This window comes from Kitasatospora sp. UYEF31, from assembly GCF_057291755.1.
The window spans coordinates 1-21,090 of the sequence record NZ_JBXAWK010000024.1 but is presented as its reverse complement, the minus strand read 5'-3'; the positions used below and the strand labels follow the sequence as shown (position 1 = coordinate 21,090).

At 69.6% G+C, this 21,090-nt stretch carries 19 protein-coding genes; 6 read left to right on the top strand and 13 right to left on the bottom strand.

All coding sequences use genetic code 11. The annotated features are described in order from the left end of the window. Position 1: 1 nt before the first annotated feature. From kdpB to dut, 5 genes are all read right to left on the bottom strand, one after another. Positions 2-2,083: a potassium-transporting ATPase subunit KdpB gene (kdpB, locus tag AC0Z36_RS14455; RefSeq protein WP_485463252.1), complete on the bottom strand. Its 2,082-nt coding sequence runs from the start codon at positions 2,081-2,083 to the stop codon at positions 2-4. 44 nt (positions 2,084-2,127) lie between these two features. Beyond that, positions 2,128-3,792, bottom strand: a complete 1,665-nt coding sequence (gene kdpA / locus AC0Z36_RS14450) for a potassium-transporting ATPase subunit KdpA (RefSeq protein ID WP_485463251.1) — start codon at positions 3,790-3,792, stop codon at positions 2,128-2,130. Further along, on the bottom strand, positions 3,792-3,881 hold the full coding sequence (gene kdpF / locus AC0Z36_RS14445; protein ID WP_485463250.1) for a K(+)-transporting ATPase subunit F: 90 nt from the start codon (positions 3,879-3,881) through the stop codon (positions 3,792-3,794). The genes kdpA and kdpF overlap by 1 nt, the downstream gene beginning before the upstream one ends. 450 nt (positions 3,882-4,331) lie before the next feature. Continuing rightward, a complete protein-coding gene (locus AC0Z36_RS14440; protein WP_485463249.1) occupies positions 4,332-5,132 on the bottom strand; it encodes a DUF3710 domain-containing protein in 801 nt (266 codons plus the stop codon). A 117-nt stretch (positions 5,133-5,249) separates the two neighbouring features. Further along, positions 5,250-5,732, bottom strand: a complete 483-nt coding sequence (dut, locus tag AC0Z36_RS14435; RefSeq protein ID WP_485463248.1) for a dUTP diphosphatase — start codon at positions 5,730-5,732, stop codon at positions 5,250-5,252. A 221-nt stretch (positions 5,733-5,953) separates the two neighbouring features. Between dut and AC0Z36_RS14430 the strand changes: the two genes are divergently transcribed. Further along, the gene (locus AC0Z36_RS14430; RefSeq protein ID WP_485463247.1) at positions 5,954-6,847 is read left to right on the top strand and encodes an SDR family oxidoreductase; all 894 of its coding nucleotides are present in this window, start codon (positions 5,954-5,956) and stop codon (positions 6,845-6,847) included. A gap of 71 nt (positions 6,848-6,918) precedes the next feature. Beyond that, entirely contained in the window at positions 6,919-7,374 is a 456-nt protein-coding gene (locus tag AC0Z36_RS14425) for a DUF3093 domain-containing protein (RefSeq protein ID WP_485463246.1), read from the top strand. Between the two features lie 191 nt (positions 7,375-7,565). On the opposite strand, the gene AC0Z36_RS14420 is transcribed toward AC0Z36_RS14425, so the two are convergent. After that, on the bottom strand, positions 7,566-7,862 hold the full coding sequence (locus tag AC0Z36_RS14420) for a DUF4193 domain-containing protein (protein WP_485463245.1): 297 nt from the start codon (positions 7,860-7,862) through the stop codon (positions 7,566-7,568). 677 nt (positions 7,863-8,539) lie between these two features. Here AC0Z36_RS14420 and AC0Z36_RS14415 point away from each other — a divergent pair. Then, complete coding sequence (locus tag AC0Z36_RS14415) at positions 8,540-9,256, top strand: ABC transporter permease (RefSeq protein WP_485463244.1); 717 nt, start codon at positions 8,540-8,542, stop codon at positions 9,254-9,256. A 146-nt stretch (positions 9,257-9,402) separates the two neighbouring features. On the opposite strand, the gene AC0Z36_RS14410 is transcribed toward AC0Z36_RS14415, so the two are convergent. The 3 genes from AC0Z36_RS14410 to AC0Z36_RS14400 all read right to left on the bottom strand — a co-directional run bounded on the left by AC0Z36_RS14410 (position 9,403) and on the right by AC0Z36_RS14400 (position 12,665). Further along, positions 9,403-10,353 carry an acyl-ACP desaturase gene (locus tag AC0Z36_RS14410; protein WP_485463243.1) on the bottom strand — a complete coding sequence of 317 codons (951 nt, stop codon included), beginning with the start codon at positions 10,351-10,353 and terminating at the stop codon, positions 9,403-9,405. Positions 10,354-10,575: 222 nt separating this feature from the next. Further along, positions 10,576-11,997: a sensor histidine kinase gene (locus AC0Z36_RS14405; RefSeq protein WP_485463242.1), complete on the bottom strand. Its 1,422-nt coding sequence runs from the start codon at positions 11,995-11,997 to the stop codon at positions 10,576-10,578. Then, positions 11,994-12,665: a response regulator transcription factor gene (locus tag AC0Z36_RS14400; protein ID WP_485463241.1), complete on the bottom strand. Its 672-nt coding sequence runs from the start codon at positions 12,663-12,665 to the stop codon at positions 11,994-11,996. Before AC0Z36_RS14400 ends, AC0Z36_RS14405 begins: the two co-directional genes overlap by 4 nt. A gap of 415 nt (positions 12,666-13,080) precedes the next feature. On the opposite strand from AC0Z36_RS14400, the gene AC0Z36_RS14395 reads away from it, so the two are divergent. Further along, positions 13,081-13,254: a hypothetical protein gene (locus AC0Z36_RS14395; protein WP_485463240.1), complete on the top strand. Its 174-nt coding sequence runs from the start codon at positions 13,081-13,083 to the stop codon at positions 13,252-13,254. 54 nt (positions 13,255-13,308) lie between these two features. On the opposite strand, the gene AC0Z36_RS14390 is transcribed toward AC0Z36_RS14395, so the two are convergent. Then, positions 13,309-14,127, bottom strand: coding sequence for an inositol monophosphatase family protein (locus AC0Z36_RS14390; protein WP_485463239.1), 819 nt, complete (start codon positions 14,125-14,127; stop codon positions 13,309-13,311). Continuing rightward, positions 14,124-15,320, bottom strand: coding sequence for a ferrochelatase (locus AC0Z36_RS14385; protein WP_485463238.1), 1,197 nt, complete (start codon positions 15,318-15,320; stop codon positions 14,124-14,126). The genes AC0Z36_RS14390 and AC0Z36_RS14385 overlap by 4 nt, the downstream gene beginning before the upstream one ends. A gap of 214 nt (positions 15,321-15,534) precedes the next feature. On the opposite strand from AC0Z36_RS14385, the gene AC0Z36_RS14380 reads away from it, so the two are divergent. Continuing rightward, entirely contained in the window at positions 15,535-16,839 is a 1,305-nt protein-coding gene (locus AC0Z36_RS14380) for a D-arabinono-1,4-lactone oxidase (RefSeq protein ID WP_485463237.1), read from the top strand. 14 nt (positions 16,840-16,853) lie between these two features. On the opposite strand, the gene AC0Z36_RS14375 is transcribed toward AC0Z36_RS14380, so the two are convergent. After that, entirely contained in the window at positions 16,854-17,987 is a 1,134-nt protein-coding gene (locus AC0Z36_RS14375) for a hypothetical protein (protein ID WP_485463236.1), read from the bottom strand. A 622-nt stretch (positions 17,988-18,609) separates the two neighbouring features. Here AC0Z36_RS14375 and sepH point away from each other — a divergent pair. Further along, a complete protein-coding gene (gene sepH / locus AC0Z36_RS14370; protein WP_485463235.1) occupies positions 18,610-19,650 on the top strand; it encodes a septation protein SepH in 1,041 nt (346 codons plus the stop codon). An 82-nt stretch (positions 19,651-19,732) separates the two neighbouring features. Here sepH and AC0Z36_RS14365 read toward each other — a convergent pair whose 3' ends face one another. Further along, on the bottom strand, positions 19,733-20,575 hold the full coding sequence (locus AC0Z36_RS14365) for a sulfurtransferase (RefSeq protein WP_485463234.1): 843 nt from the start codon (positions 20,573-20,575) through the stop codon (positions 19,733-19,735). Positions 20,576-21,090 lie beyond the last annotated feature (515 nt).

Sequence of the window (21,090 nt, the reverse complement as noted above, 5' to 3'; positions counted from 1 at the left end):
ATCAGCCGATCCCAGGGATGAGCGAGACGAGCAGGTCGATGATCTTGATGCCGAGGAACGGGGCGACCAGGCCGCCGAGCCCGTACACCAGGAGGTTGCGGGAGAGCATCTTGTCGGCGGACATCGGCCGGTAGCGCACGCCGCGCAGGGCCAGCGGGATGAGCACCACGATGATCAGCGCGTTGAAGATGACCGCCGAGACGATCGCCGACTCGGGGGTGGCCAGCCGCATGATGTTGAGGGTGTCCAGTCCCCCGAGTCCGCTGATACCGGCGAACATCGCGGGGATGATCGCGAAGTACTTGGCGACGTCGTTCGCGATCGAGAACGTTGTCAGCGCGCCGCGGGTGATCAGCAGTTGCTTGCCGATCTCCACGATCTCGATGAGCTTGGTGGGGTCGGAGTCCAAGTCCACCATGTTCCCGGCCTCTTTGGCGGCCGAGGTTCCGGTGTTCATGGCCACGCCGACGTCAGCCTGGGCCAGCGCGGGGGCGTCGTTCGTGCCGTCGCCGGTCATCGCGACGAGCTTGCCGCCGGCCTGTTCGCGCTTGATCAGCGCCATCTTGTCCTCGGGCGTCGCCTCCGCGAGGAAGTCGTCCACTCCGGCCTCGTCCGCGATCGCCTTGGCGGTGAGCGGGTTGTCGCCGGTGATCATGATGGTCTTGATGCCCATGCGGCGCAGTTCGTCGAAGCGGGCCCGCATGCCGTCCTTGACGACGTCCTTGAGGTGGATCACGCCGACGACGCGGGCGCCTTCGGCGTCCTCCACCGCGACCAGGAGCGGGGTGCCGCCGGCACCGGAGATCGCCTCGACCGTTTCGGCCGTACGGGTGGGCACGTGGCCGCCGCGCTGCTCGACCCAGGTGATGACTGAGGCGGTGGCGCCCTTGCGGACCTTGCGGCCGTCCACGTCGACGCCGCTCATACGGGTCTGTGCGGTGAAGGTGATCCACTCGGCGTGGAGCAGCTCGCCCTCGTGCCGCTCCCGCAGGCCGTACCGCTCCTTGGCCAGGACCACGATGGACCGGCCTTCGGGCGTCTCGTCGGCCAGCGAGGAAAGCTGGGCCGCGTCGGCCAGTTCGGCCTCCGAGGCGTCACCTACGGGTACGAACTCCGAGGCCTGCCGGTTTCCGTACGTAATGGTGCCGGTCTTGTCGAGCAGCAGCGTGGACACGTCGCCCGCCGCTTCGACCGCGCGGCCCGACATGGCCAGGACGTTGCGCTGCACCAGCCGGTCCATGCCGGCGATGCCGATCGCCGACAGGAGCGCGCCGATCGTGGTGGGGATCAGGCAGATGAGCAGCGCGACCAGGACGATCATCGGCTGTTCGGCGTTGTTGTAGACCGCCATCGGCTGAAGTGTGACGACCGCGAACAGGAAGACGATCGTGAGCGCGGAGAGCAGGATGTTCAGCGCGATCTCGTTCGGCGTCTTCTGCCGGGCCGCGCCTTCGACGAGGGCGATCATCCGGTCGATGAAGGTCTCGCCGGGCTTGGTGGTGATCTGCACGACGATCCGGTCGGACAGCACCTTGGTGCCGCCGGTGACAGCCGAGCGGTCGCCGCCGGACTCCCGGATCACGGGGGCGGACTCGCCGGTGATCGCCGACTCGTCGACCGAGGCGACGCCTTCGACCACATCGCCGTCGCCGGGGATGATGTCCCCGGCCTCGCACACGACACGGTCGCCGATGCGCAGTTCCGTACCGGAGACTTCCTCCTCGCCGGTCGCGGTGAGGCGGCGGGCGACGGTGTCGGTCTTGGCCCTGCGCAGCGATTCGGCCTGGGCCTTGCCGCGGCCTTCGGCCACCGCTTCGGCCAGGTTGGCGAAGACGACGGTGAGCCACAGCCAGACGGTGACCACCCAGGCGAAGACGCTCGGGTCCTTGCAGGCGATGACGGTGGTGAGGACCGAGCCGATCTCGACCACGAACATGACCGGCGACTTGACCATGACGCGCGGGTCCATCTTGCGGACCGCGTCGGGCAGCGACCTGATCAGTTGGCGGGGTTCGAACAGTCCGGCGCCGACCCGGGAGGGTTCTTGTTCTGTTACCGGTCCGGCTTCAAGGGTGGTGGTCATCGGGCGCTCCGCGACGGGGGGTTTCATCTGGGACGGTGCACGGTTCATGACAGACCCTCAGCGAGCGGTCCGAGCGCGAGCGCCGGGAAGTAGGTGAGTCCGGTGATGATGAGGATCACGCCGATGAGCGTGCCGACGAACAGCGGCCGGTAGGTCTTCAGCGTTCCCGCCGTCTGTGGGACGGGGCTCTGTTCGGCCAGGCGTCCGGCCAGGGCGAGCACCAGGGTGATGGTGATGAACCGTCCGATGAGCATCGCGAAGCCGATGGCGACGTTGTAGAACTCGGTGTTCGCGCTCAGTCCGGCGAAGGCGCTGCCGTTGTTGTTGGCGCCGGAGGTGAAGGCGTAGAGGACTTCGCTCATGCCGTGCGGTGAGTCCGCGTTGAGGATCGAGGCACGTTGGCCGGGCATCGCGAGGGCGATGCCGGTGAAGGTGAGGATCGTGGCGGGGACGACGAGGATGTACAGCGCGACGATCTTCATCTCCGCGGCGCCGATCTTCTTGCCGAGGTATTCGGGCGTACGGCCGACCATCAGTCCGGCGATGAACACCGCCATGACCGCCATGATCAACATGCCGTAGAGGCCGGATCCGGTGCCGCCCGGGGCGATCTCGCCGAGCATCATGCCGACGAGCGTGATGCCGCCGCCGAGCCCGGTGAAGGACGAGTGGAAGGAGTTGACCGCACCGGTCGACGTCATCGTGGTGGACACCGCGAAGACCGAGGAGCCGGGGATGCCGAACCTCTGTTCCTTGCCCTCCATCGCGCCACCGGCCAGTTCCGGCGCGGTGCCGTGGCCGTTGGCCTCGCTCCACCACATCAGCAGGACGGCGGCGAACCAGATGGTCGCCATCACGGCGAGGATCGCGTACCCCTGCTTGACCGACCCGACCATCCTGCCGAAGGTGCGCGGCAGCGACATCGGGATGATCAGGATCAGGAAGATCTCGAACAGGTTGCTGACCGCGTTCGGGTTCTCGAAGGGGTGCGAGGAGTTGGCGTTGTAGAACCCGCCGCCGTTGGTGCCGAGTTCCTTGATGACCTCCTGCGAGGCCACCGGGCCGCCGGTGATCGTCTGGGTGCCGCCGGAGAGGGTGTTCACCGTGTGCGGGTCGGCCAGGTTCTGGATGGTGCCGTTCGCGACCAGCACGATCGTGCCGATCACCGCGATCGGCAGCAGGATCCGGAAGCAGCCGCGGACCAGGTCGACCCAGAAGTTGCCCAGTTCGCCGGTCCTGGACCGGGCGAACCCGCGGACCAGCGCGATGGCGACGGCCATGCCGACGGCTGCGGAGACGAAGTTCTGTACGGTCAGCCCGGCCATCTGCGCGGTGTGGCCCAGGGCCGTCTCACCGGAGTAGGACTGCCAGTTGGTGTTCGCGGTGAAGGACGCGGCGGTGTTGAACGCCTGGTCGGCCTTCATGCCGGGCATGCCGAGGCTGAACGGCAGGTGGTCCTGGAGCCGCAGGATCCCGTACAGGCCCAGCATCGAGAACAGCGAGAACGCCAGGATGCTGCGCAGGTAGATGCCCCAGCGCTGCTGGTTGTCCGGGTCGGCCCCGATCGCCTTGTAGGTCCAGCGCTCCACCCGCAGGTGCTTGGGGCTGGAGTAGACGCGGGCCATGTAGTCGCCGAACGGGACGTGCACCGCGGCGAGCAGGGCTATGAGGAGGGTGAGCTGGAGGGCCCCCGCCAGGGTGGAGGACATCAGAACTTCTCCGGGAAGATCAGGGCGAACACCAGGTAGCCCAGCAGGGCCACGGCGACACACAGACCGGCGATCATTTCGGCGCTCACAGTCGCGAGACCCCCTTGGCGAGGGCCGCTACTACGGCGAAGAACGCGACCGTGACGGTCACGAAGAGAAGATCAGCCATGGCGCGGGATTGCTCCTTGAAACCGGACGGGCCCTTGCGGTCCGTCGCAGGCTCATTGATAGCAACGTCAAAACGGACAAAATTCGCAAAACTGGTTCCGTTATCGCGCCCCTGACACTGCGGGTCGGCATCTTGACGCCGTCTTGACGCAGGGTGGCGCCGAACCTCCCCTACAGGGCTCCGACCAGCGGGAACGTTGCCTCTGACGCTCTTTATGCCGGAGCGGATAACGGCGTAGGGAACGACCCGCGCGAGTGGCTTCCCGCCACGTGGCGACCCGTACGCCCGTCTTGGAAACGCAAAGGCCCGGGGCCACCTGCGAACAGGTGGCCCCGGGCTCTGTATCTTCTGCTGCCTTCTACTGCACGCGCTAGCGGAGCTCGGAGATCTCCGGGCCGCGCGACATGAGGCTTATGTCGCCCCCGAAGCGGCTCTGCTCGGTCGGCTGGGAAGCCCCGCCCGGCTCGGGCAGGACAGCGCCCGCGGCGGAGTCCAACTGCGCGTTCTCCGGCAGCTTCAGCAGGACCGGCTCGCGGGGGGCCATCGGGTCGTTGCCCCGGATGACCACGGTCTCCCGGAACACCTCCTCCAGGACCGGCCCGGCGGACGGCTCGACCGCGGCGCGTCCGGAGATCACACCGCGCAGGAACCAGCGGGGACCGTCACAGCCGACGAAGCGCACCAGCTGAGCGCCCGTCGTGCCGTCCGGCAGCTGCACCGGGACCTGCGAACGCAGCTCCCAGCCGAGGTTGCCCTCCTGCTCGTCGACGATGCCGCCCTGCGCCGTGATGCCGGCGCCGATCTCCTTGCGGATCTCGTGCCACAGGCCCTCGCGGCGCGGCGCGGCGAACGCCTGGAGCTGCACGGCGCTGTCCCCGATGATCACGGTGGCGGCGACGATCTGCTCGCCCGCGACCTCGACCCGCAGTTCCATCCCCTCGACGGCCGGGATCATCAGGCCACCGAGATCGACCCGTCCCTCGGCCGGGTCCTCCAGCTCGGAGGGGTCCCACGGCCCGTCGGGGCGGGGCGCCGGCGGAAGCACACGGTGGACGTCGTCGTCTACGGCGTCCTCGTCCCCGTCCGCGGCCACTTCGGCGGTGTCGAGGTCAGTGGTGACCTCCTCCACCGCCTCGGCGGAGTCCTCTTTGCGTCGACGACGTCCGAACACGTCACTTTCCTTCCCGGTCGGCGGCCGTCGCTCGCGGGTTTCTCCCCGCGCGGCCTACCCCCATCATCGGTCCTGCCAGTGCTGACGCACTACTACCTGTTCCGCTACCTGTTCCGGTCAACCGATACCAGCCCCGGCTGCGTGCCCGCCGGTCGACCCGAATCCGCCTTCGCCCCGGTCTGAACCCGGAAGTACGCCGACCTCGTGGAAACGTGCCCGTTCCACCTTCTGGACGACCAGCTGGGCGACCCGGTCGCCGCGGCTGAACGTGACATTGTTGCGCGGATCGAGGTTCACCACGATGACCCGGATCTCGCCACGGTATCCCGCGTCGATGGTCCCCGGGGCGTTCACCAGTGCGATTCCGTAGCGGGCCGCCAGCCCGGAGCGCGGGTGCACGAACGCGGCGTAGCCGTCGGGGAGCGCGATGGCGATCCCCGTGGGCACCACCGCGCGCTCGCCTGGGGCGAGTTCGACGTCCACCGTCGTACGCAGATCGGCCCCCGCGTCACCGGGCAGCGCGTACGCCGGGAGGTCGATCCCGTCGTCCAGGCGCTGGATCAGCACGTCGACGGGGTCGTTGACAGGGTCGGAGCCCACAGATCCACCTCGGAATATTCGGCTGCGGGCCCTGCGGCACATGGTTCGCCGCAGCCGGGGCCCGCGCCCGGAGAGCCTACCGGCGCGGCGACCCGGGAGGGCGCTGCCCGGATCTTCAGCGCCCTCCCGGCACCGGCACAGGTTGGTGGTGCGGCGACCCGTACGACTACGGTCGGTGCCGACCGGAAGCTCCACCACCGCACCAAGGAACGGGACCCCGTATGACCAAGAGCGTGGTCGTCACCGGAGCTACCAGCGGGATCGGCCTGTCCACCGTCCTCGAGCTCGCGGGGGCCGGTTTCGACGTGATCGGTACGGCCCGCGACGCGGACAAGGCCGAGCGGCTGCGCGACGCCGCCGAACGCGCCGACGTGGGGGTCCGCACCGTCCTGCTCGACGTCACCGACCAGACCTCCACGGTGCGCGCGTTCACCGAGATCGCCACGATGACCGGCGGCGGCCCGTGGGCGGTGGTGAACAACGCCGGATACGCCCAGCCCGGAGCCATCGAGGACGTGGACGACGACCAGGTGCGCGCCCAGCTGGAGACCAACCTGATCGCCCCCGCCCGGATCGCCCGCCTGGTGCTGCCGCAGATGCGTGAGCGGCGCAGCGGCCGGATCGTCAACATCTCGTCGATCTCAGGGCGGGTGTCCGCCCCGTTCCTCGGCTGGTACTGCGCGAGCAAGCAGGGTCTTGAGGCGATGACCGACGCGCTGCGCATCGAGACGGCGCAGTTCGGGGTGAAGGTGGTGCTGATCGAGCCGGGCAGTTTCGGCACGAACATCTGGGAGTCGAGCGCCGACCGGCTGCCGCCGCGTAAGACGTCGGCGTACAGCGATTCGTACGACGTGGCCGACGAGATCCTGGGGCGGGCCAAGGACCTGCCCGATCCGGCGCCGGTGGCCAAGGCGGTGCGGCTGGCTCTGACGGTGCCGCGGCCGCGGGCGCGTTATCTCGTGGGGAACGACGCGAAGACGGGTGCGGTGCTCGATTCGCTCGCGCCGACGACGGTGTCTGACTACGCGAAGGCGGTGGCGACCGGGGTGCGGAACCCGCCGGAGCGGGTGGGTCGGATTCTGGACACGCTGAGCCGCCGGCGGCGGGTGCGCTGACCCGGGTGCCGCGGCGACGGGGCGGCCCAGCCGGTCGGCCTGCTGCGCCGGGCAACAAATAGGCTGCCCCCATGCAGGCATACAGCGAGCGACTCAGTGTCCCCGGTTCCTGGTGGGCCCTCGCCCTTCTCATGGGGGCCTCCTTCGGGCTCGTGGCCCTGGGCTTCGGCCCGGTGGCGGCGGTGCTCTCCGCCGCAGCGGGGGCGGCGCTCACCGGTGCCGCCCTGATCGCGTACGGCAGACAACGGCTCACCGTGTCCGGCACGGAACTGACCGCGGGCCGGGCCCGGATCCCGCTGAGTGCCCTGGGCGAGGCCCGCGTGCTGGACCAGGAGGAAGCGCGGGCCCTGCGGATGGAGCGCTCCGACGTGCGGGCGTTCATGCTCCTGCGCAGCTACGTGAAGACGGCGGTGAAGATCGAGGTCGTCGATCCGGCCGACCCCACGCCGTACCTCTACATCTCGTCGCGGCGTCCGGCGCAGCTGGCCGGGATCCTCGACGCGGTCCAGCGCAACGCGCGCGTCTGAGACCGGGAAGCCAGCCGTGCAGTCCCCGGGCAGCCCGCCGGGCAACTCCCGAACACCCCGGGCAGCACGCGGGAACCCCCTGAAACGCCAAGAACGTCCGCCGTGTACCTGGCGGACGTTCTCTGTTTTCGCGGGCACTGTGCGTGCCACCGATGACCGTTACGGGTCGGGCGTGCTGCTGTTCCTACTGCTCAGGAGCAGTCGCGGCAGGTGAACTGCCCGTCCTTCTCCTTGGCCAGCTGGCTGCGGTGGTGCACCAGGAAGCAGGACGAGCAGGTGAACTCGTCGGCCTGGCGCGGCAGCACGCGGACGGACAGCTCCTCGTTGGAGAGGTCCGCTCCGGGCAGCTCCAAGGATTCGTTGGCGTCGAACTCGTCGATCTCGACGGCTCCGGCGGACTTGTCGACGCGGCGGGCCTTCAGTTCCTCAAGGCTGTCCTCGCTGAGGTCATCATCGGTTTTGCGCGGGGTGTCGTAGTCGGTGGCCATGTTGCTCCCCCTCCGGGTAGATCTGCCAATCGGTGTATCAGTTCAGTGGGTCGCGTTGAACGCTGTCCTCAGCGCACGTAACGCTTCGGAGGCCGAAGTTGTGCCCGACCTGAAGCGGAAATTTTGCCGCACATCAAGGCGTGTTACTCAATCGACATCCAATCGAGCCCCGAAAGGGTGACCGAATCCGGTTTCTGCCCCGCGTTGGGCGGCTTCATGCTGCACGCAGTGGGGCTCTTTCTCACCGGAGGTCCGATCTCGGGCCTCGTACATACGGTGACAACATCGTCGCTCGGCGAGGTGTCGGGCGACACTATAGCGCCATAAAGGCGTCCATATTCCGACAGAAGCCGTGGCACCGTCGAGTTGATCTTCCAGCGGTTCGCCGCGCCCCCTCCCCCAGGCGGGGCCGGCCCCCCGGGGGCGGCGGCCGACGGGAGTGTATCCGCCACGTAGATCGTTGATCAGCGGGGGCCCACGGGGGGAACCGGCCCCGGCCAAGGGTCGGGGGTCGGGTACGGAATGCGCGCGCGACGCGCCGGGTGACCGGGCGGGAGTGTGGCGGACACGGTGCCGCGACCGGCCCGGACGTGACTGTCGGCATACCGACTTGACGTTTGGTCATGGCGCGTTCTCCGCAGGAGAGTTGTGAAATATCACATGTTCGGAGGAGTGCGGTGCGCGAACTGCGCAACGGCGACCGCGGCGTCCGCTACCGGGTGGAGGTCGACGGGGCCGCCGCCGACTGGGCCGGCGGTCTGACCGGCGTACGGGTCGTCTCGTACGACCCGGCAGGCACCCTGGTGGAGCTGACGGACGGCACCGACGAGCAGGCGTTGCTCGACGTCGCGTTCGCCGGGCCGCAGCAGCAGCGCTTCGAGCAGGTGGTGACGGCCCCCGCGCTCGCACTGGGCGTCAAGGTGCGGGTGATGCCCGCCGGGAAGATCCTCGGCATCGGGCTGCTCGGGCTCCTGCAGATGCTCCTGACGGCCGCGGTGGGCCTGATCTCCGTCCAGCCGACGGGCACGGCGTCACCGGACGGCTCGATGGTCTACCCGGCCGTCCTGGTGGTGCTGTGGTTCGTCCTGGGCTACGGCTTCTACGCCTGCGTGTTCGCGATCGCCGCGGCCCGGGTCTCCCGGCAGGAGGACCCGCAGAACGTCCTCGGCCCGGCCACGAGCCTGCTGGTGGGCAGCTCTGTCCTGGTGTTCGCCGTCGGGCTGAGGAGCGGGAACTCCGCGGGTGAGGCGCTGGCGTACATCCCGCCGTTCTCCGCGATGCTCCAGCCGGTCCTGACCGCCGGCGGCGACATGCCACTGCGGGGCAATCTGGTCGCGGTGCTGCTGACCCTGGCGTCGATCGCCGTCATGGTGGGCGTCGCAGGCCGGACCTAGGAGGGTGCGGTACTCAAGATGGGCGGCAAGATGGGCGGCAAGGTGTCCCTGAAAGACGCTTGGAAGTCCAAAGCCTGCGCTCTTGTACGGATGAGGGGCCCGACTGCACGTCGCAGTCGGGCCCCTCATCCGTACGAAAAGATTGTTCAGCGACCGCGCGCCGCCTGGCGGGCCAGGTACTTCGCCTGGGTCTCGTCGAAGCGCTTGGCCTGGCTCTCGATCTCGATGAGGAACGCGGCCAGCTGCTCGCGGGCCAGTTCACCCTCGGGGCCCAGGTCGGTGCGCTCCATGACCTTGAGGTTGCGCAGCACCGGCATGATCACCTCGTCGAGGTGGATGCGCAGGTTGTAGACGTTCCCCACAGCCATCTTCACCGCGGCGCGCTCGAAGCCGGAGATTCCGTGGCCGGGCATCCGGAAGTCGGTGACCATGTCGGTGACCGCCCGCATCGCCGCGTCAGGCGCCAGCTGGAACGACTCCTTGAGCAGGTTGCGGTAGAAGACCATGTGCAGGTTCTCGTCGGTGGCGACCCGGGCGAGCAACTGCTCGGCGAGCGGGTCGCCGCACACGCGGCCGGAGTTGCGGTGCGAGACGCGGGTGGCCAGCTCCTGGAACGTCACGTACGCCACGATGTGGAGCGGGTTCGACATGTCGCCCTGGTAGCCGGCCTCCATGTGCTCCATGCGGGAGCGCTCCAGCATCACCGGGTCGACGGCGCGGGCGGCCATCAGGTAGTCGCGGATGACGATCGCGTGGCGGCCCTCCTCCGCGGTCCAGCGGTGCACCCAGGTGCCCCAGGCCCCGTCGCGGCCGAACATGTTCGCGATCTCGAAGTGGTAGCTGGGGAGGTTGTCCTCGGTCAGCAGGTTCAGCGTCAGCGAGACGCGGCCGACCTCGGTGAGCGAGGACTGCTCCACGTTCCAGGCCTCACCGCCCGCCAGGACACCGTCGAAGTCGCGGCCCAGGCTGTAGGGGACGTACTGGTGCGGGAACCACTCCTTGGCCAGCGACAGGTGGCGGTCGAGCTCGCGGCCGACGACCGGCTCCAAGTCGCGCAGGAGGTCGATCCCGGTGGGCGCGGATGCGATGAGGGTCACGAGGTCTCCAGTGTGCGGGGTGAGGGCCGGACGGGGCCCGGTCGGGCCCCTTACGGTGTCGTAACTTACGACACCGTAAGTTGAGCTCTGCCCTTTCGGCAAATGTCCAGGCACACCGCGTGCTGTGACGACAGTCACGCGCCCGCCGGGAACGCCGGAAGGGACCACCGCACGGCAGTCCCTTCCCGTTGTACGTATTCAGCCAGGCCGTGCCGGATCAGGTCAGGCCGTAGGCGCGGAGGCCGGGAGGCCGATCCGCATGATCAGTCCGCCCTCGGCCCGCGGCTCGACCTCGATCCAGCCGTCGTGGGCGCGGACCACCGAGCGCACGATGGACAGCCCGAGCCCGACGCCCTTGTCCGACGCGGTGCGTTCGGTGCGCAGCCGCCGGAACGGCTCGAACATGTTGTCCACTTCGTACGCCGGGACGATCGGCCCCGTGTTGGACACGGTCAGCAGCACGGTGCCGTTGGCGCTCGCGGTCCCGACCTCCACCCAGCCGTCGGGCGCGTTGTACCGGACGGCGTTCTGGACGAGGTTGAGTGCGACGCGTTCGAGCAGCACACCGTTTCCGGCGACCACCGCCGGGGCGATGTTGTCCCGCAGGACGACTTGCTTGTCCGCGGCCTCGGCGACCGTCTGGTCCATCGCGCGCCGGGCGACTTCGCCCACGTCGACCGGCTTGCGGTCGGTGAGTTCGTTGTCGCTGCGGGCTAGCAGGAGCAGCCCTTCGATGAGCCGTTCACTGCGTTCGTTGGTGGCCAGGAGCGTCTTGCCCAGCTGTTTGAGCTCCGGTGGCGCCTCAGGGTCGCCGAGGTGCACTTCGAGCAGGGTCCGGCTGATGGCCAGCGGCGTACGGAGTTCATGCGACGCGTTGGCCACGAATTTTCGTTGCGACTCGAACGACCGGTCGAGGCGGTCGAGCATGTCGTCGAACGTGTCGGCCAGTTCCTTGAGCTCGTCGTCCGGGCCGTCCAGGTCGATGCGCCGGTGCAGGTTGGAGGAGGCGACCTCACGTGCCGTCGCGGTGATCCGGCCCAGTGGGCGCAGCACCCGCCCGGACATGAGGTAGCCGAAGCCGAAGGCGATGACGGCGAGCAGCACCAGGGCGATCAGGGACTGCTGGAGCAGGGAGTTCAAGACGAGGTCGCGCTGCCGGTTCTGCAGGGAGTCCTGCCACCGCTGGGCCTGTTCGGGGGTCAGTTCGCGGTTGCCCGACATCAGCACGACGCCCGGACCGAGCTCGGGAAGGGTGAGCCGGCCTTCCTGCAGCCGTTGGCGGACCAGGAGGTAGACCGTGCTCAGGAGCAGCACCCCGGCGATGAGGAACATGCCGCCGTACAGCGCGGTCAGCCGCATCCGGATCGAGGGCCGCAGCCACTCGGGGCCGTAATAGCCGTGCCGGGACGTCGCTTCGGCTGATTCACGGCCCAGGACGAGACGCCGGGCGACCGGCGCTCTGACGGGAGGGGTGGGCCGCGGGGGGGCGCTGGGGCGGGGCGGCCGGCCGGGCCGCGGCGGGGTCGCGGCGGCGGCCGGGGCTGCGGTGCCCTTCTGGCCCGTGGTGCTCCCAGCGTCCGCGGTGTTCCCCGGGCCTGACGTGTTCCCCCGGTCTGCCGTGTTCCTCGGGTCTGCGGCGCTCATGCCGCCTCCTGCGGTCTCAGCCGGTAGCCGGCCCCCGGCACGGTGACGATGACCGGCGGTTCGCCGAGCTTGCGGCGCAGTGTCATAACGGTCACCCGTACGACGTTGGTGAAGGGGTCGGTGTGCTCGTCCCAGGCCTTCTCCAGAAGCTGTTCGGCGGAGACGGCCGCGCCTTCGGCGCGCATCAGCGTCTCGAGTACGGCGAACTCCTTGGGTGACAGGCTGACGTCGCGGCCGTCGCGGGTGACCTCGCGTTTGCTGGGGTCGAGGCGGATGCCCGCCTCTTCGAGCACGGGCGGCAGCGGCGAGACCGCGCGGCGGCCCAGCGCGCGGACGCGAGCGATCAGCTCGCTGAAGGCGAAGGGCTTGGGGAGGTAGTCGTCCGCGCCCAGTTCCAGGCCTTCGACCCGGTCGGACACGTCGGCGGCGGCGGTGAGCATCAGGATGCGGGTGGGCAGCCCTGTCGCGATGATCTCGCGGGCCACGTCGTCGCCGTGGACGAGCGGGAGGTCGCGGTCCAGGACGACGACGTCGTAGTCGTTGACGGCGATCCGCTCAAGGGCGGCGTCCCCGTCGTAGACGACGTCGACGGCCATCGTCTCCCGGCGGAGGCCGGTGGCGATGGCGTCGGCCAGGAGCTGCTCATCCTCGACGACGAGAACCCGCATGTTCCGGTCTTCCTCACTGCTGGTGGTGCGCGGTCTCCACCGGACGGGGCAGGCTCCACCCGTGCGGTGTTCCAGAGTTGGCCCGTCGGCCGCTGTCCTCGGTGGGCCTCAAGAAGCCGTTCCTCCCGCTGGCAGGAAATCACGCCTGGGGGACTGCGTCCGACGGTGCTGCCATCGTGCACCACGGGACGGTAAAGCCAGGTTAAGAGCGCGCCGTACAGGTCGGACAGTGCCGGAGCGCGTCAGCCGACACGAAAAAGGGAATCATCCTGCTACTGCTCCGTAAACGTCCGTGTTGTTTCGAAATGTTCACCGACAGGTCGCGACACGGTTGCGTTCCGTGGTTTCCGGGGCGTTGCACTTGGGGTAGACCGTCCGAAACCGCCGACGGCATAGCGACTTGGGGTACAGCGATATGGACGAGTTCACGGCCGGCGTACTCCGCCGCATACGAGACACCGAGACGGCCCTCAAGCTGGCTGTCGACAACGGCGACGACTTCCTCGCGGAGGTCGAACAGGCGGAGCTGGACGATCTGCGCCGCCTCGCCACAGAGCACGGCATCCAGGTGTTGAGCGACGCGGCGTAAGCCGTTCCGCCTGCTGACGCAGCGGCCGGGCGCAGCACCCGGACGCCGTGTGCGCTACGCGGCAAAGCGCGTCAGTGCCTCTTCGAGTTCCTTGTACGTTCCGGGCCCGGCGGCCAATGTCAGCACTGAGCCGTCGGCCTGCGGCAGGATGTCCGCGGCCAGTCCACCGGCCTCGCGGACGATGAGCATCCCGGCGGACTTGTCCCACGGGCTGAGCCCGCGTTCGTAGAACGCGTCGAGCCGGCCGCAGGCGACGTGGCACAGGTCCGCCGCCGCCGCGCCGAGGCGGCGGATGTCCCGGCCTTCGGCCAGGAGCTGCGCGACCGCGGCGGCCTGTCGTACGCGACGTTCCTGCACATAGGCGAACCCGGTGCCGATCAGCGCCTGGTCGAGGCCGGTGTCCTGGTTGACCGAGACCCGCACGCCGTTGCGGAACGCGCCGCCGCCGCGGACAGCGTGGAACACCTCGCCCAGGCTGGGGACCGCGACCGCGCCGGCGAGGGCCTCGCCGTCGAGTTCCGCGGAGACCGACACCGCCCAGCCCGGCAGGTCGTACAGGTAGTTCACCGTGCCGTCGACCGGGTCGATGATCCAGCGCACACCGGAGGTGCCGGGCTCCCCCGCGCCCTCCTCGCCGAGGAAGCCGTCGAGCGGGCGGTGCGAGCGGATGAGGTCGACGATCAGCTTCTCCGCGCGGGTGTCCATCTCGGTGACCACATCGACCGGGGACGACTTGGTCGCGGCGACCCGCAGATCGGCGGGGCGTTCGGAGACCAGCATCGAGCCTGCGGCGCGGGCGGCTTCGAGGGCCACCTCGAGGAGCCGGGACGTCAGGTCTTCTCGGTCGGTCCTGTTGTCGTCAAGGGTGCTCATTCCTTGATCCTCCCACCCCGGTCCGCCACAACCTCCTGGGTCAGCGCCGCCCCGCGCGGCGCGGGTGCCGCCGCTGCCGCGCCGGGCCGCAGGGAGCGGGGGTCCGGACAGCACCCGGGGCGGCACACGTCCCAGGCAGCGCCGGGGTCCACGGGCGCACAGCGCAGTGACTGCTCCCCCCGTACGGCCGCCGCCCTTTCGAGGACCAGCTCGGTCACGGCCGCCGCGAACCGGGGGTCGTCACCGGTGGTGGCCGCGCGGGTGAGGGTGATGCCCAGGTCGGCAGCGGTCCGTACGGCCTCGACATCGAGGTCGAACACGACCTCCATGTGGTCGGACACAAAACCGATGGGCACCAGGACCACGGCCTGCTCGCCCTTGTCCTTGAGGGCGGCCAGGTGGTCGTTGACGTCGGGTTCCAGCCACGGGACCTGCGGCGGGCCGCTGCGGGACTGGTAAACGAGGTCGTACGGGTGTTCCCGCCCGGTCTGCGCGGCCACCCCTTCGACGACAAGACGGGCGACTTCCTGGTGCTGGGCGACGTACGCGTCGCCGTCGGGTCCCGAAGTGCGGGCGGTCGCCTCGGGCACCGAGTGGGTGGTCATGACCAGGCGGGCGTCGTCCCGTACCGCTTCGGGCAGTTCCAGCAGGGCCGCCACGGTGTGGTCCACCAGCGGCGCGATGAAGCCGGGGTGGTTGAAGTAGTGCCGCAGTTTGTCCAGGACCGGCGCCTGGGGGCCGACTTCGGCACGGGCCGCCAGCATGTCCTCGTGGTACTGCCCGCAGCCCGAGTACGAGGCGTACGCGCTGGTGACGAGCACCGCGGCGCGGCGCACCCCGTCGTCGGCCATCGTCCGCAGGGTGTCGGCGAGGTAGGGGCGCCAGTTGCGGTTGCCCCAGTAGACCCGCAGGGCGACGCCGCGCCGGGCGAAGTCCTCCTCGATGACGGCGAGCAGCCTGCGGTTCTGCCCGTTGATCGGGCTGACCCCGCCGAACGCGAGGTAGTGCTCCACGACCTCGTCGAGCCGCTCGCGGGGGACGGCGCGGCCCCGGGTGACATTCGACAGGAACGGCAGCACATCGCCGGGGCCCTCAGGGCCGCCGAAGGAGAGCACGAGGAGGGCGTCGAACGGCTCGGCGTCCTGGGCCGAGGAGCCCCGGGGACCGGACACGGGTGGCTGCGGGAGTTGCATACGTCGATCCTCGCACTGCCGTGCCCGCGTGGCGCGCAGGCGCCCATCACCGCCGGGTGACGCCTTGTGAGATACGCCCTTCCGCACACACGTGACCCGCGGGTATGGTCCCGTCAACCTCGTTGCTTGGCCGCCTGCACCCGCGTTCGCACCGACGCCAGGGCGGGCGGGTCCTTACGCATCACAGGAGGCACCGGCCTTGAGCTCCGCTCCGATGACAACCCCGTCCGTCTGGCACAACTGGGCCGGGAACCAGACCGCGCAGCCACGCCGGGTCGAGACCCCGGGCAGCGCCGAGGAAGTGTCCGCCCTGGTGCGTCGGGCGGCCGACGACTGCATGCCGGTCAAGGCCGTCGGCGCCGGGCACTCCTTCACTTCCGTCGCGGTCACCGACGGTGTCCAGGTGCGCCCGGAAGGGCTGACCACCGTGCACACCGTGGACCGCGAGGGGGGCGCCGTCACAGTCGGCTCGGGGCTGCGCCTGGGCAGGTTCAACGAGATCCTCGACGGGCTCGGTCTGGCGCTGACCAACATGGGCGACATCGACGCGCAGTCGCTGGCCGGGGCCACCAGCACCGGGACCCACGGGACGGGCCGCGCGTCGGCCGCACTGACCGCGCAGATCCGCGGCCTTGAGCTGGTCCTCGCCGACGGCGAGATCACCACCTGCTCGGCCACAGAGAACTCCGGGCTGTTCGCCGCCGCCCGTCTGGGCCTTGGCGCGCTCGGGATCGTCACCGCGCTCACCTTCGCGGTGGAGCCGTCGTTCCTGCTGACGGCCCGTGAGGAGCCGATGCGCCTGGACACGGTCCTGGGGTCGTACGACGAACTGCGCGAGGACAACGAGCACTTCGAGTTCTACTGGTTCCCGCACACCGAGGACTGCAGCGTCAAGCGGAACAACCGCAGCTCGGGGCCGGCGAAGCCGCTGTCCAGGGCCCGGCACCTGTTGGACGACGAGATCCTGTCCAACGCGGTGTTCGGCGCCCTGTGCAGGCTGGGGAAGGCCGCCCCGCGCACCGTCCGCCCGGCGGCCCGGATCTCCAGCAGGGCGCTGAGCGCCCGGACGTACACCGACGCGTCCCACAAGGTGTTCGTCAGCCCGCGCCGGGTGAAGTTCACCGAGATGGAGTACGCGGTCCCGCAGGAGGTGGTGCCCGCCGCGCTGCGTGAGGTCAAGGACCTGATCGACCGCTCGGGCTGGGACATCTCCTTCCCGGTGGAGGTGCGCACCGCCCCGGCCGACGACGTGTGGCTGTCCACGGCGTACGGCCGGGACACCGCGTACATCGCAGTGCACACCTACAAGGGGTCGCCGAACGACGCGTACTTCACCGCGGTCGAGAAGATCATGACCGGCTACGGGGGCCGCCCGCACTGGGGAAAGATGCACACCCGTACCGCCGCCGACTTCGCAGAGCTGTATCCGAAGTTCGGTGAGTTCACCGCACTGCGCGACCGGGTCGACCCGCAGCGCCGCTTCGGCAACGACTACCTGCGCCGGGTGCTGGGCGACTGAGTCCCAGCGGGCTCCTACGGAATCGGGCGGTTGCGGGTGTTCCCCGTACCGCCCGCTTCCTGTCCGGTGCCGCCCGGGCCCCCGGCGGCCTGCCCGGCTGTGGTGCCCTGACCGGCTGTGGTGCCCTGGCCTGCTGTGGTTCCCTGGCCGCCGGCCGCGCCGGTTGAGGTCCCGGCGTTCGCGCCGCCGGTGCCACCAGCCGTACCACCCGCAGTGCCACCGGCGGTCTGACCGCCCGTGGCCGCGCCGGGTGAACCGGCCGGGTCGGGGGTCCTACTGCCCGGTGTGCCGGACGGGGTGCTGCTCGGTGTGCCGGACGGCGGTGTGCTCCCGCCGCCGGTGCCGGGGGTGGACGACGGGTTCGTGCCCGAGCCACCCGGGGCCTGCGAGCCCCGGTTCCGCGGGTCCGGCGACTTGTCCGCGCCACCGGGGACCTTCTGCTGCCGGTCCTCCTGCTTCGGAGTACCGCCGCCGCCGCTGAACGTGTCACCGATGGATGTTCCGCCCTTGTCGTCGTGGCCGAAGACACTGCCGAGGGACCGGCCGATGCCCAGTTCCACCAGCGTGACCACCACCATCGCGACGACGAACACCACCGCGCCGGCCACCGCGGAACGCACCAGCCATGTACGGCCCCGGGCCCGGCCGCCCGGAGCCACGTCCGGACCCGCGGCGGGGGTGCCCTCCGTCGGGCCTTCCAGGACCTCGGTCACCGGGAGCATCGTGGTCGCGTCCAGGTCACAGGCGGCCCCGGGACGCCCGCTGTACGTGACCGGCTGCGGGCCTTCCTTCGCCACCATGTGCGGCAGCTTGGCGCTGATGTCGACGATCTGTTCCTTGGTGCGGCGGAACACGTGTGAGTACACCGCGCTGCCCACCGTGGCCATGAACGAGGTGATCGCCGCTCCGATGACCGTCCCGGCGGCGCCGAGGGTGGACAGCAGGACCGCCGCGGTCACTGCGGCGAGCGCGCTCGCGCCCACCTGGAGCAGGCTGACCTCGATCCGCGTCTTGCCGCCCGGTTCGGGGACGGCATCCGACCGCTCGGCGGGCCCGGCGCCGGGGCCCGTTGCTGGCTCCGATCCAGCGGTCGGTTCCGATGCGGGTCCGCTGTCCGGTCCGGTCCTTCGTTGCCGCTCCTGCATCACGTTCCTTGCACCTTGCTGTACTGCCTGTGCGGAAAAGATTGGAACAGTTCGGGAATAAGGGATGTTCCCTAGTTTTTCCGGGCTTTCCGCTCTTTCAGTGGGATCTCACCTTGAAGACCCCCAGACATCTCGTTTCCGTTCCATCGGACTCGAATTTGTGACCTAGATCACGCTGCCCGGATCGGGCGGACCCGGCGCAAGCCGGACGTGCCCATCCGGCGCGCTGAGTCCCGCAAGAACCCCCGAATGGAGTACGGTTACGCGCAGGTTCTCCACCTGTGCGGAGAGGGGGCAGCACGGCACAGCCGGTCGGCGGGACATTGCCGACCGGGTTCGTACGGGTCCGCCGGACACCGCGCTCCGGCTCGGGGTCACCGGTTCGGCCCAGTGCGACAACCGTGCCGGTCAATGCGCCGAGACGCGGGGGCGACTGTGGCGGTCTTCCGATTTCCGCACGAATCGACTCGGAATCCCCTGGTCCGCACCCCTGAGCCTCATTCGCCAGGGATCAATTGCGACAAAACGGAGTGTTGGGATAAATCCGACACGCCAGACAACTCGGTCAGGTTGTGGCACGCTGCCAGCTGGGCAGGTCACACTCGTAACGGGAGCAGCGACGCAGGTGACGTCGGCAGGCACCACCCGGGAGGTCCCTATGCCCGAACTGCGTGTCGTGGCTGTCAGCAACGACGGCGCACGATTGGTGCTGAAGGCTGCCGACGGTACTGAATACACCCTTCCTATCGACGAACGGCTTCGCGCCGCCGTCCGGGGTGACCGCGCCAGACTCGGCCAGATCGAGATCGAAGTGGAAAGCCAACTGAGGCCGCGTGACATCCAAGCACGGATAAGAGCAGGCGCGACCGCCGAAGAGGTGGCCCAACTCGCCGGGATCCCCGTCGACCGGGTCCGCCGTTTCGAAGGTCCCGTGCTCGCCGAACGCGCCTTCATGGCCGAACGCGCCCGCAAGACGCCGGTGCGTCGGCAGGGCGAGTCGACCGGGCCGCAGCTCGGGGAGATCGTCACCGAGCGACTGCTGTTGCGCGGCGCCGAGTCCGAGTCGGTCCAGTGGGACTCGTGGCGGCGCGACGACGGCACCTGGGAAGTTCTGCTGCTCTACCGCGCCGACGGCGAGATGCACTCGGCGAGCTGGTCCTACGATCCGCCGCGGCGCATGGTCACCGCGAACGACGACGAGGCCCGTTCGCTGATCGGCGAGCAGACTCCGAACACGGAGACGCCGTTCCCGTTCCGGCCGCGTCTCGCGCCGATCCCGCGCGACATGGGTGAGGACGACGACGCGATCACGAGCCTGCTCGACGCGGTTCCCGGACTGCGCGGCGAGCCGCCGGTCCGCGAGGCCGCCCGGATCGACATGCCCGGCGAACGCTCGAGGCTGAGGCCGACGGTGGTCCCCGGTCTAGAACCGCCCCATGTCGACCAGGAGCAGGAGCCTGCTGCGGCCGCCGGTGTCGCGGCGTCCACCGCGGGTTCGGCGTACGAGAACGTCCTGGTGCCGCGGGTGGTCACACCGCACCGTGAGCGCCTGGTCGGCACCACCGACCGGCAGGCCGAGGCGGACGGAGTCCGTCCGGGCCGCCGGGCGACGGTGCCGAGCTGGGACGAGATCGTCTTCGGCAGCAGGCGCAAGAAGCACGACTGAACACGACTGGACCAAGCGAAAACGCAGTACGGAACAGGGCCCGCAGCTTCTTCAGCTGTGGGCCCTTTTGCGTGACTGCCCGTCACTTCCCCACGGCCACCGGGCGGTTCGGGTCGGTGATCCAGCCGCTCCACGAGTCCGCGTACAGCGCGGCGCGCACACCGGCGGTCTCCAGAGCCAGCACCTGGTGCGCGGCCGTGGTTCCCGAGCCGCAGTACACACCCACCTCGACGCCGGGACCGGCCCCGAGGCCGGCGAAGCGGTCGCGCAGTTCACCGGCGGCCCTGAAGTGCCCGTCCGGGCTGACGTTCTCCGCCGTCGGCGCGCTGACCGCGCCGGGGATGTGTCCGGCCACCAGGTCGATCGGTTCCACTTCGCCCCGGTAGCGCTCCCCCGCGCGGGCGTCGAGCAGCGTGCCGGTCACGGCGAGCTCCGCCGCGGCCTCCGCGTCGAGCAGCGGCATGCCGCCGGGGACCGCGGTGAAATCGCCGGTCCCGGTCTGCGGCTCATCGGTCGTCACCTGCTGATCTGCGGCGGCCCAGGCCTGGAATCCACCGTTGAGCACCCGGACCCGGTCGTGCCCGAAGTAGCGCAACAGCCACCAGCACCGCGCCGCGGCCATGGAGTTCCCGCCGTCGTAGACCACGACGTCGGAGTCCTTCCGTACGCCGAGATTCCGCATCGCCGCGGTGAACGCCGCGGCGTCCGGCATCGGGTGCCGCCCGCGCGGGCCGCCCGCCGGGGCGGCGAGGGCCGACTCCATGTCGACGAAGCGGGCTCCGGGCAGGTGCCCGGCGCGGTAGTCCCCGATCCCGGGCGGCCCGCCCAGGGTCCACCGGATGTCCAACAAAACCGGCGGCCGTCCAGACGCCAGTGCGTCCGCGAGTCCGCCCACCTCGATCAATGCTCTGTTCGCTGCGTTCATACCGACCATCCTGGCCGGTTCGGCGTAACGGGGTCGAGCGAAAGAGTGACCGCTTCCCCGTCCAGTCGGGCAATAAATGGAGCAAAACTGATCATTCCGGGCGGCTGACTCCCGCCGCCGCACCCGCCACCCGGGCGCCTGGCGTAAAGTCCCCTGCGCAGGAACCGACTATTCGAGGGGGTCCACCATGGGCAAGTTCTTCAAGATCATCATCTCGCTCGCCGCAGTCGCCGGTGTCGTACTGGTGCTGAAGAAGCGTCAGCAGGCCTGACCGGCACAGCCGAAAGCCCTCCGACCACAATGGTCCGGAGGGCTTTCGGCTGCCTGCGTCCGCCCGGCCCGCCGCGTCGGTCGTGTACAAAAGTGCCCTCCGGAGATCGTTCAGGGCACTTTTGTACATGATCGAAGCGGCAGGTGGAGCTAGTGCAGCGCGTCGGAAGTCCTTTGCCGGTCGCACCGGCTGCCTTGATCACTCTTGGTAGTCGGCGAGGTGGATGAGGGCGGCCGTCTCGAAG

What these genes read in the sequence shown, in the direction of transcription:
- kdpA (WP_485463251.1), bottom strand. Translation starts at nt 3,792, where the DNA reads ATGTCCTCCACCCTGGCGGGGGCCCTCCAGCTCACCCTCCTCATAGCC.
- kdpB (WP_485463252.1), bottom strand. Translation starts at nt 2,083, where the DNA reads ATGACCACCACCCTTGAAGCCGGACCGGTAACAGAACAAGAACCCTCC.
- AC0Z36_RS14380 (WP_485463237.1), top strand. Translation starts at nt 15,535, where the DNA reads ATGACAACCCCGTCCGTCTGGCACAACTGGGCCGGGAACCAGACCGCG.
- AC0Z36_RS14420 (WP_485463245.1), bottom strand. Translation starts at nt 7,862, where the DNA reads ATGGCCACCGACTACGACACCCCGCGCAAAACCGATGATGACCTCAGC.
- AC0Z36_RS14425 (WP_485463246.1), top strand. Translation starts at nt 6,919, where the DNA reads ATGCAGGCATACAGCGAGCGACTCAGTGTCCCCGGTTCCTGGTGGGCC.
- AC0Z36_RS14385 (WP_485463238.1), bottom strand. Translation starts at nt 15,320, where the DNA reads ATGCAACTCCCGCAGCCACCCGTGTCCGGTCCCCGGGGCTCCTCGGCC.
- AC0Z36_RS14405 (WP_485463242.1), bottom strand. Translation starts at nt 11,997, where the DNA reads ATGAGCGCCGCAGACCCGAGGAACACGGCAGACCGGGGGAACACGTCA.
- AC0Z36_RS14430 (WP_485463247.1), top strand. Translation starts at nt 5,954, where the DNA reads ATGACCAAGAGCGTGGTCGTCACCGGAGCTACCAGCGGGATCGGCCTG.
- AC0Z36_RS14400 (WP_485463241.1), bottom strand. Translation starts at nt 12,665, where the DNA reads ATGCGGGTTCTCGTCGTCGAGGATGAGCAGCTCCTGGCCGACGCCATC.
- AC0Z36_RS14365 (WP_485463234.1), bottom strand. Translation starts at nt 20,575, where the DNA reads ATGAACGCAGCGAACAGAGCATTGATCGAGGTGGGCGGACTCGCGGAC.
- AC0Z36_RS14395 (WP_485463240.1), top strand. Translation starts at nt 13,081, where the DNA reads ATGGACGAGTTCACGGCCGGCGTACTCCGCCGCATACGAGACACCGAG.
- AC0Z36_RS14390 (WP_485463239.1), bottom strand. Translation starts at nt 14,127, where the DNA reads ATGAGCACCCTTGACGACAACAGGACCGACCGAGAAGACCTGACGTCC.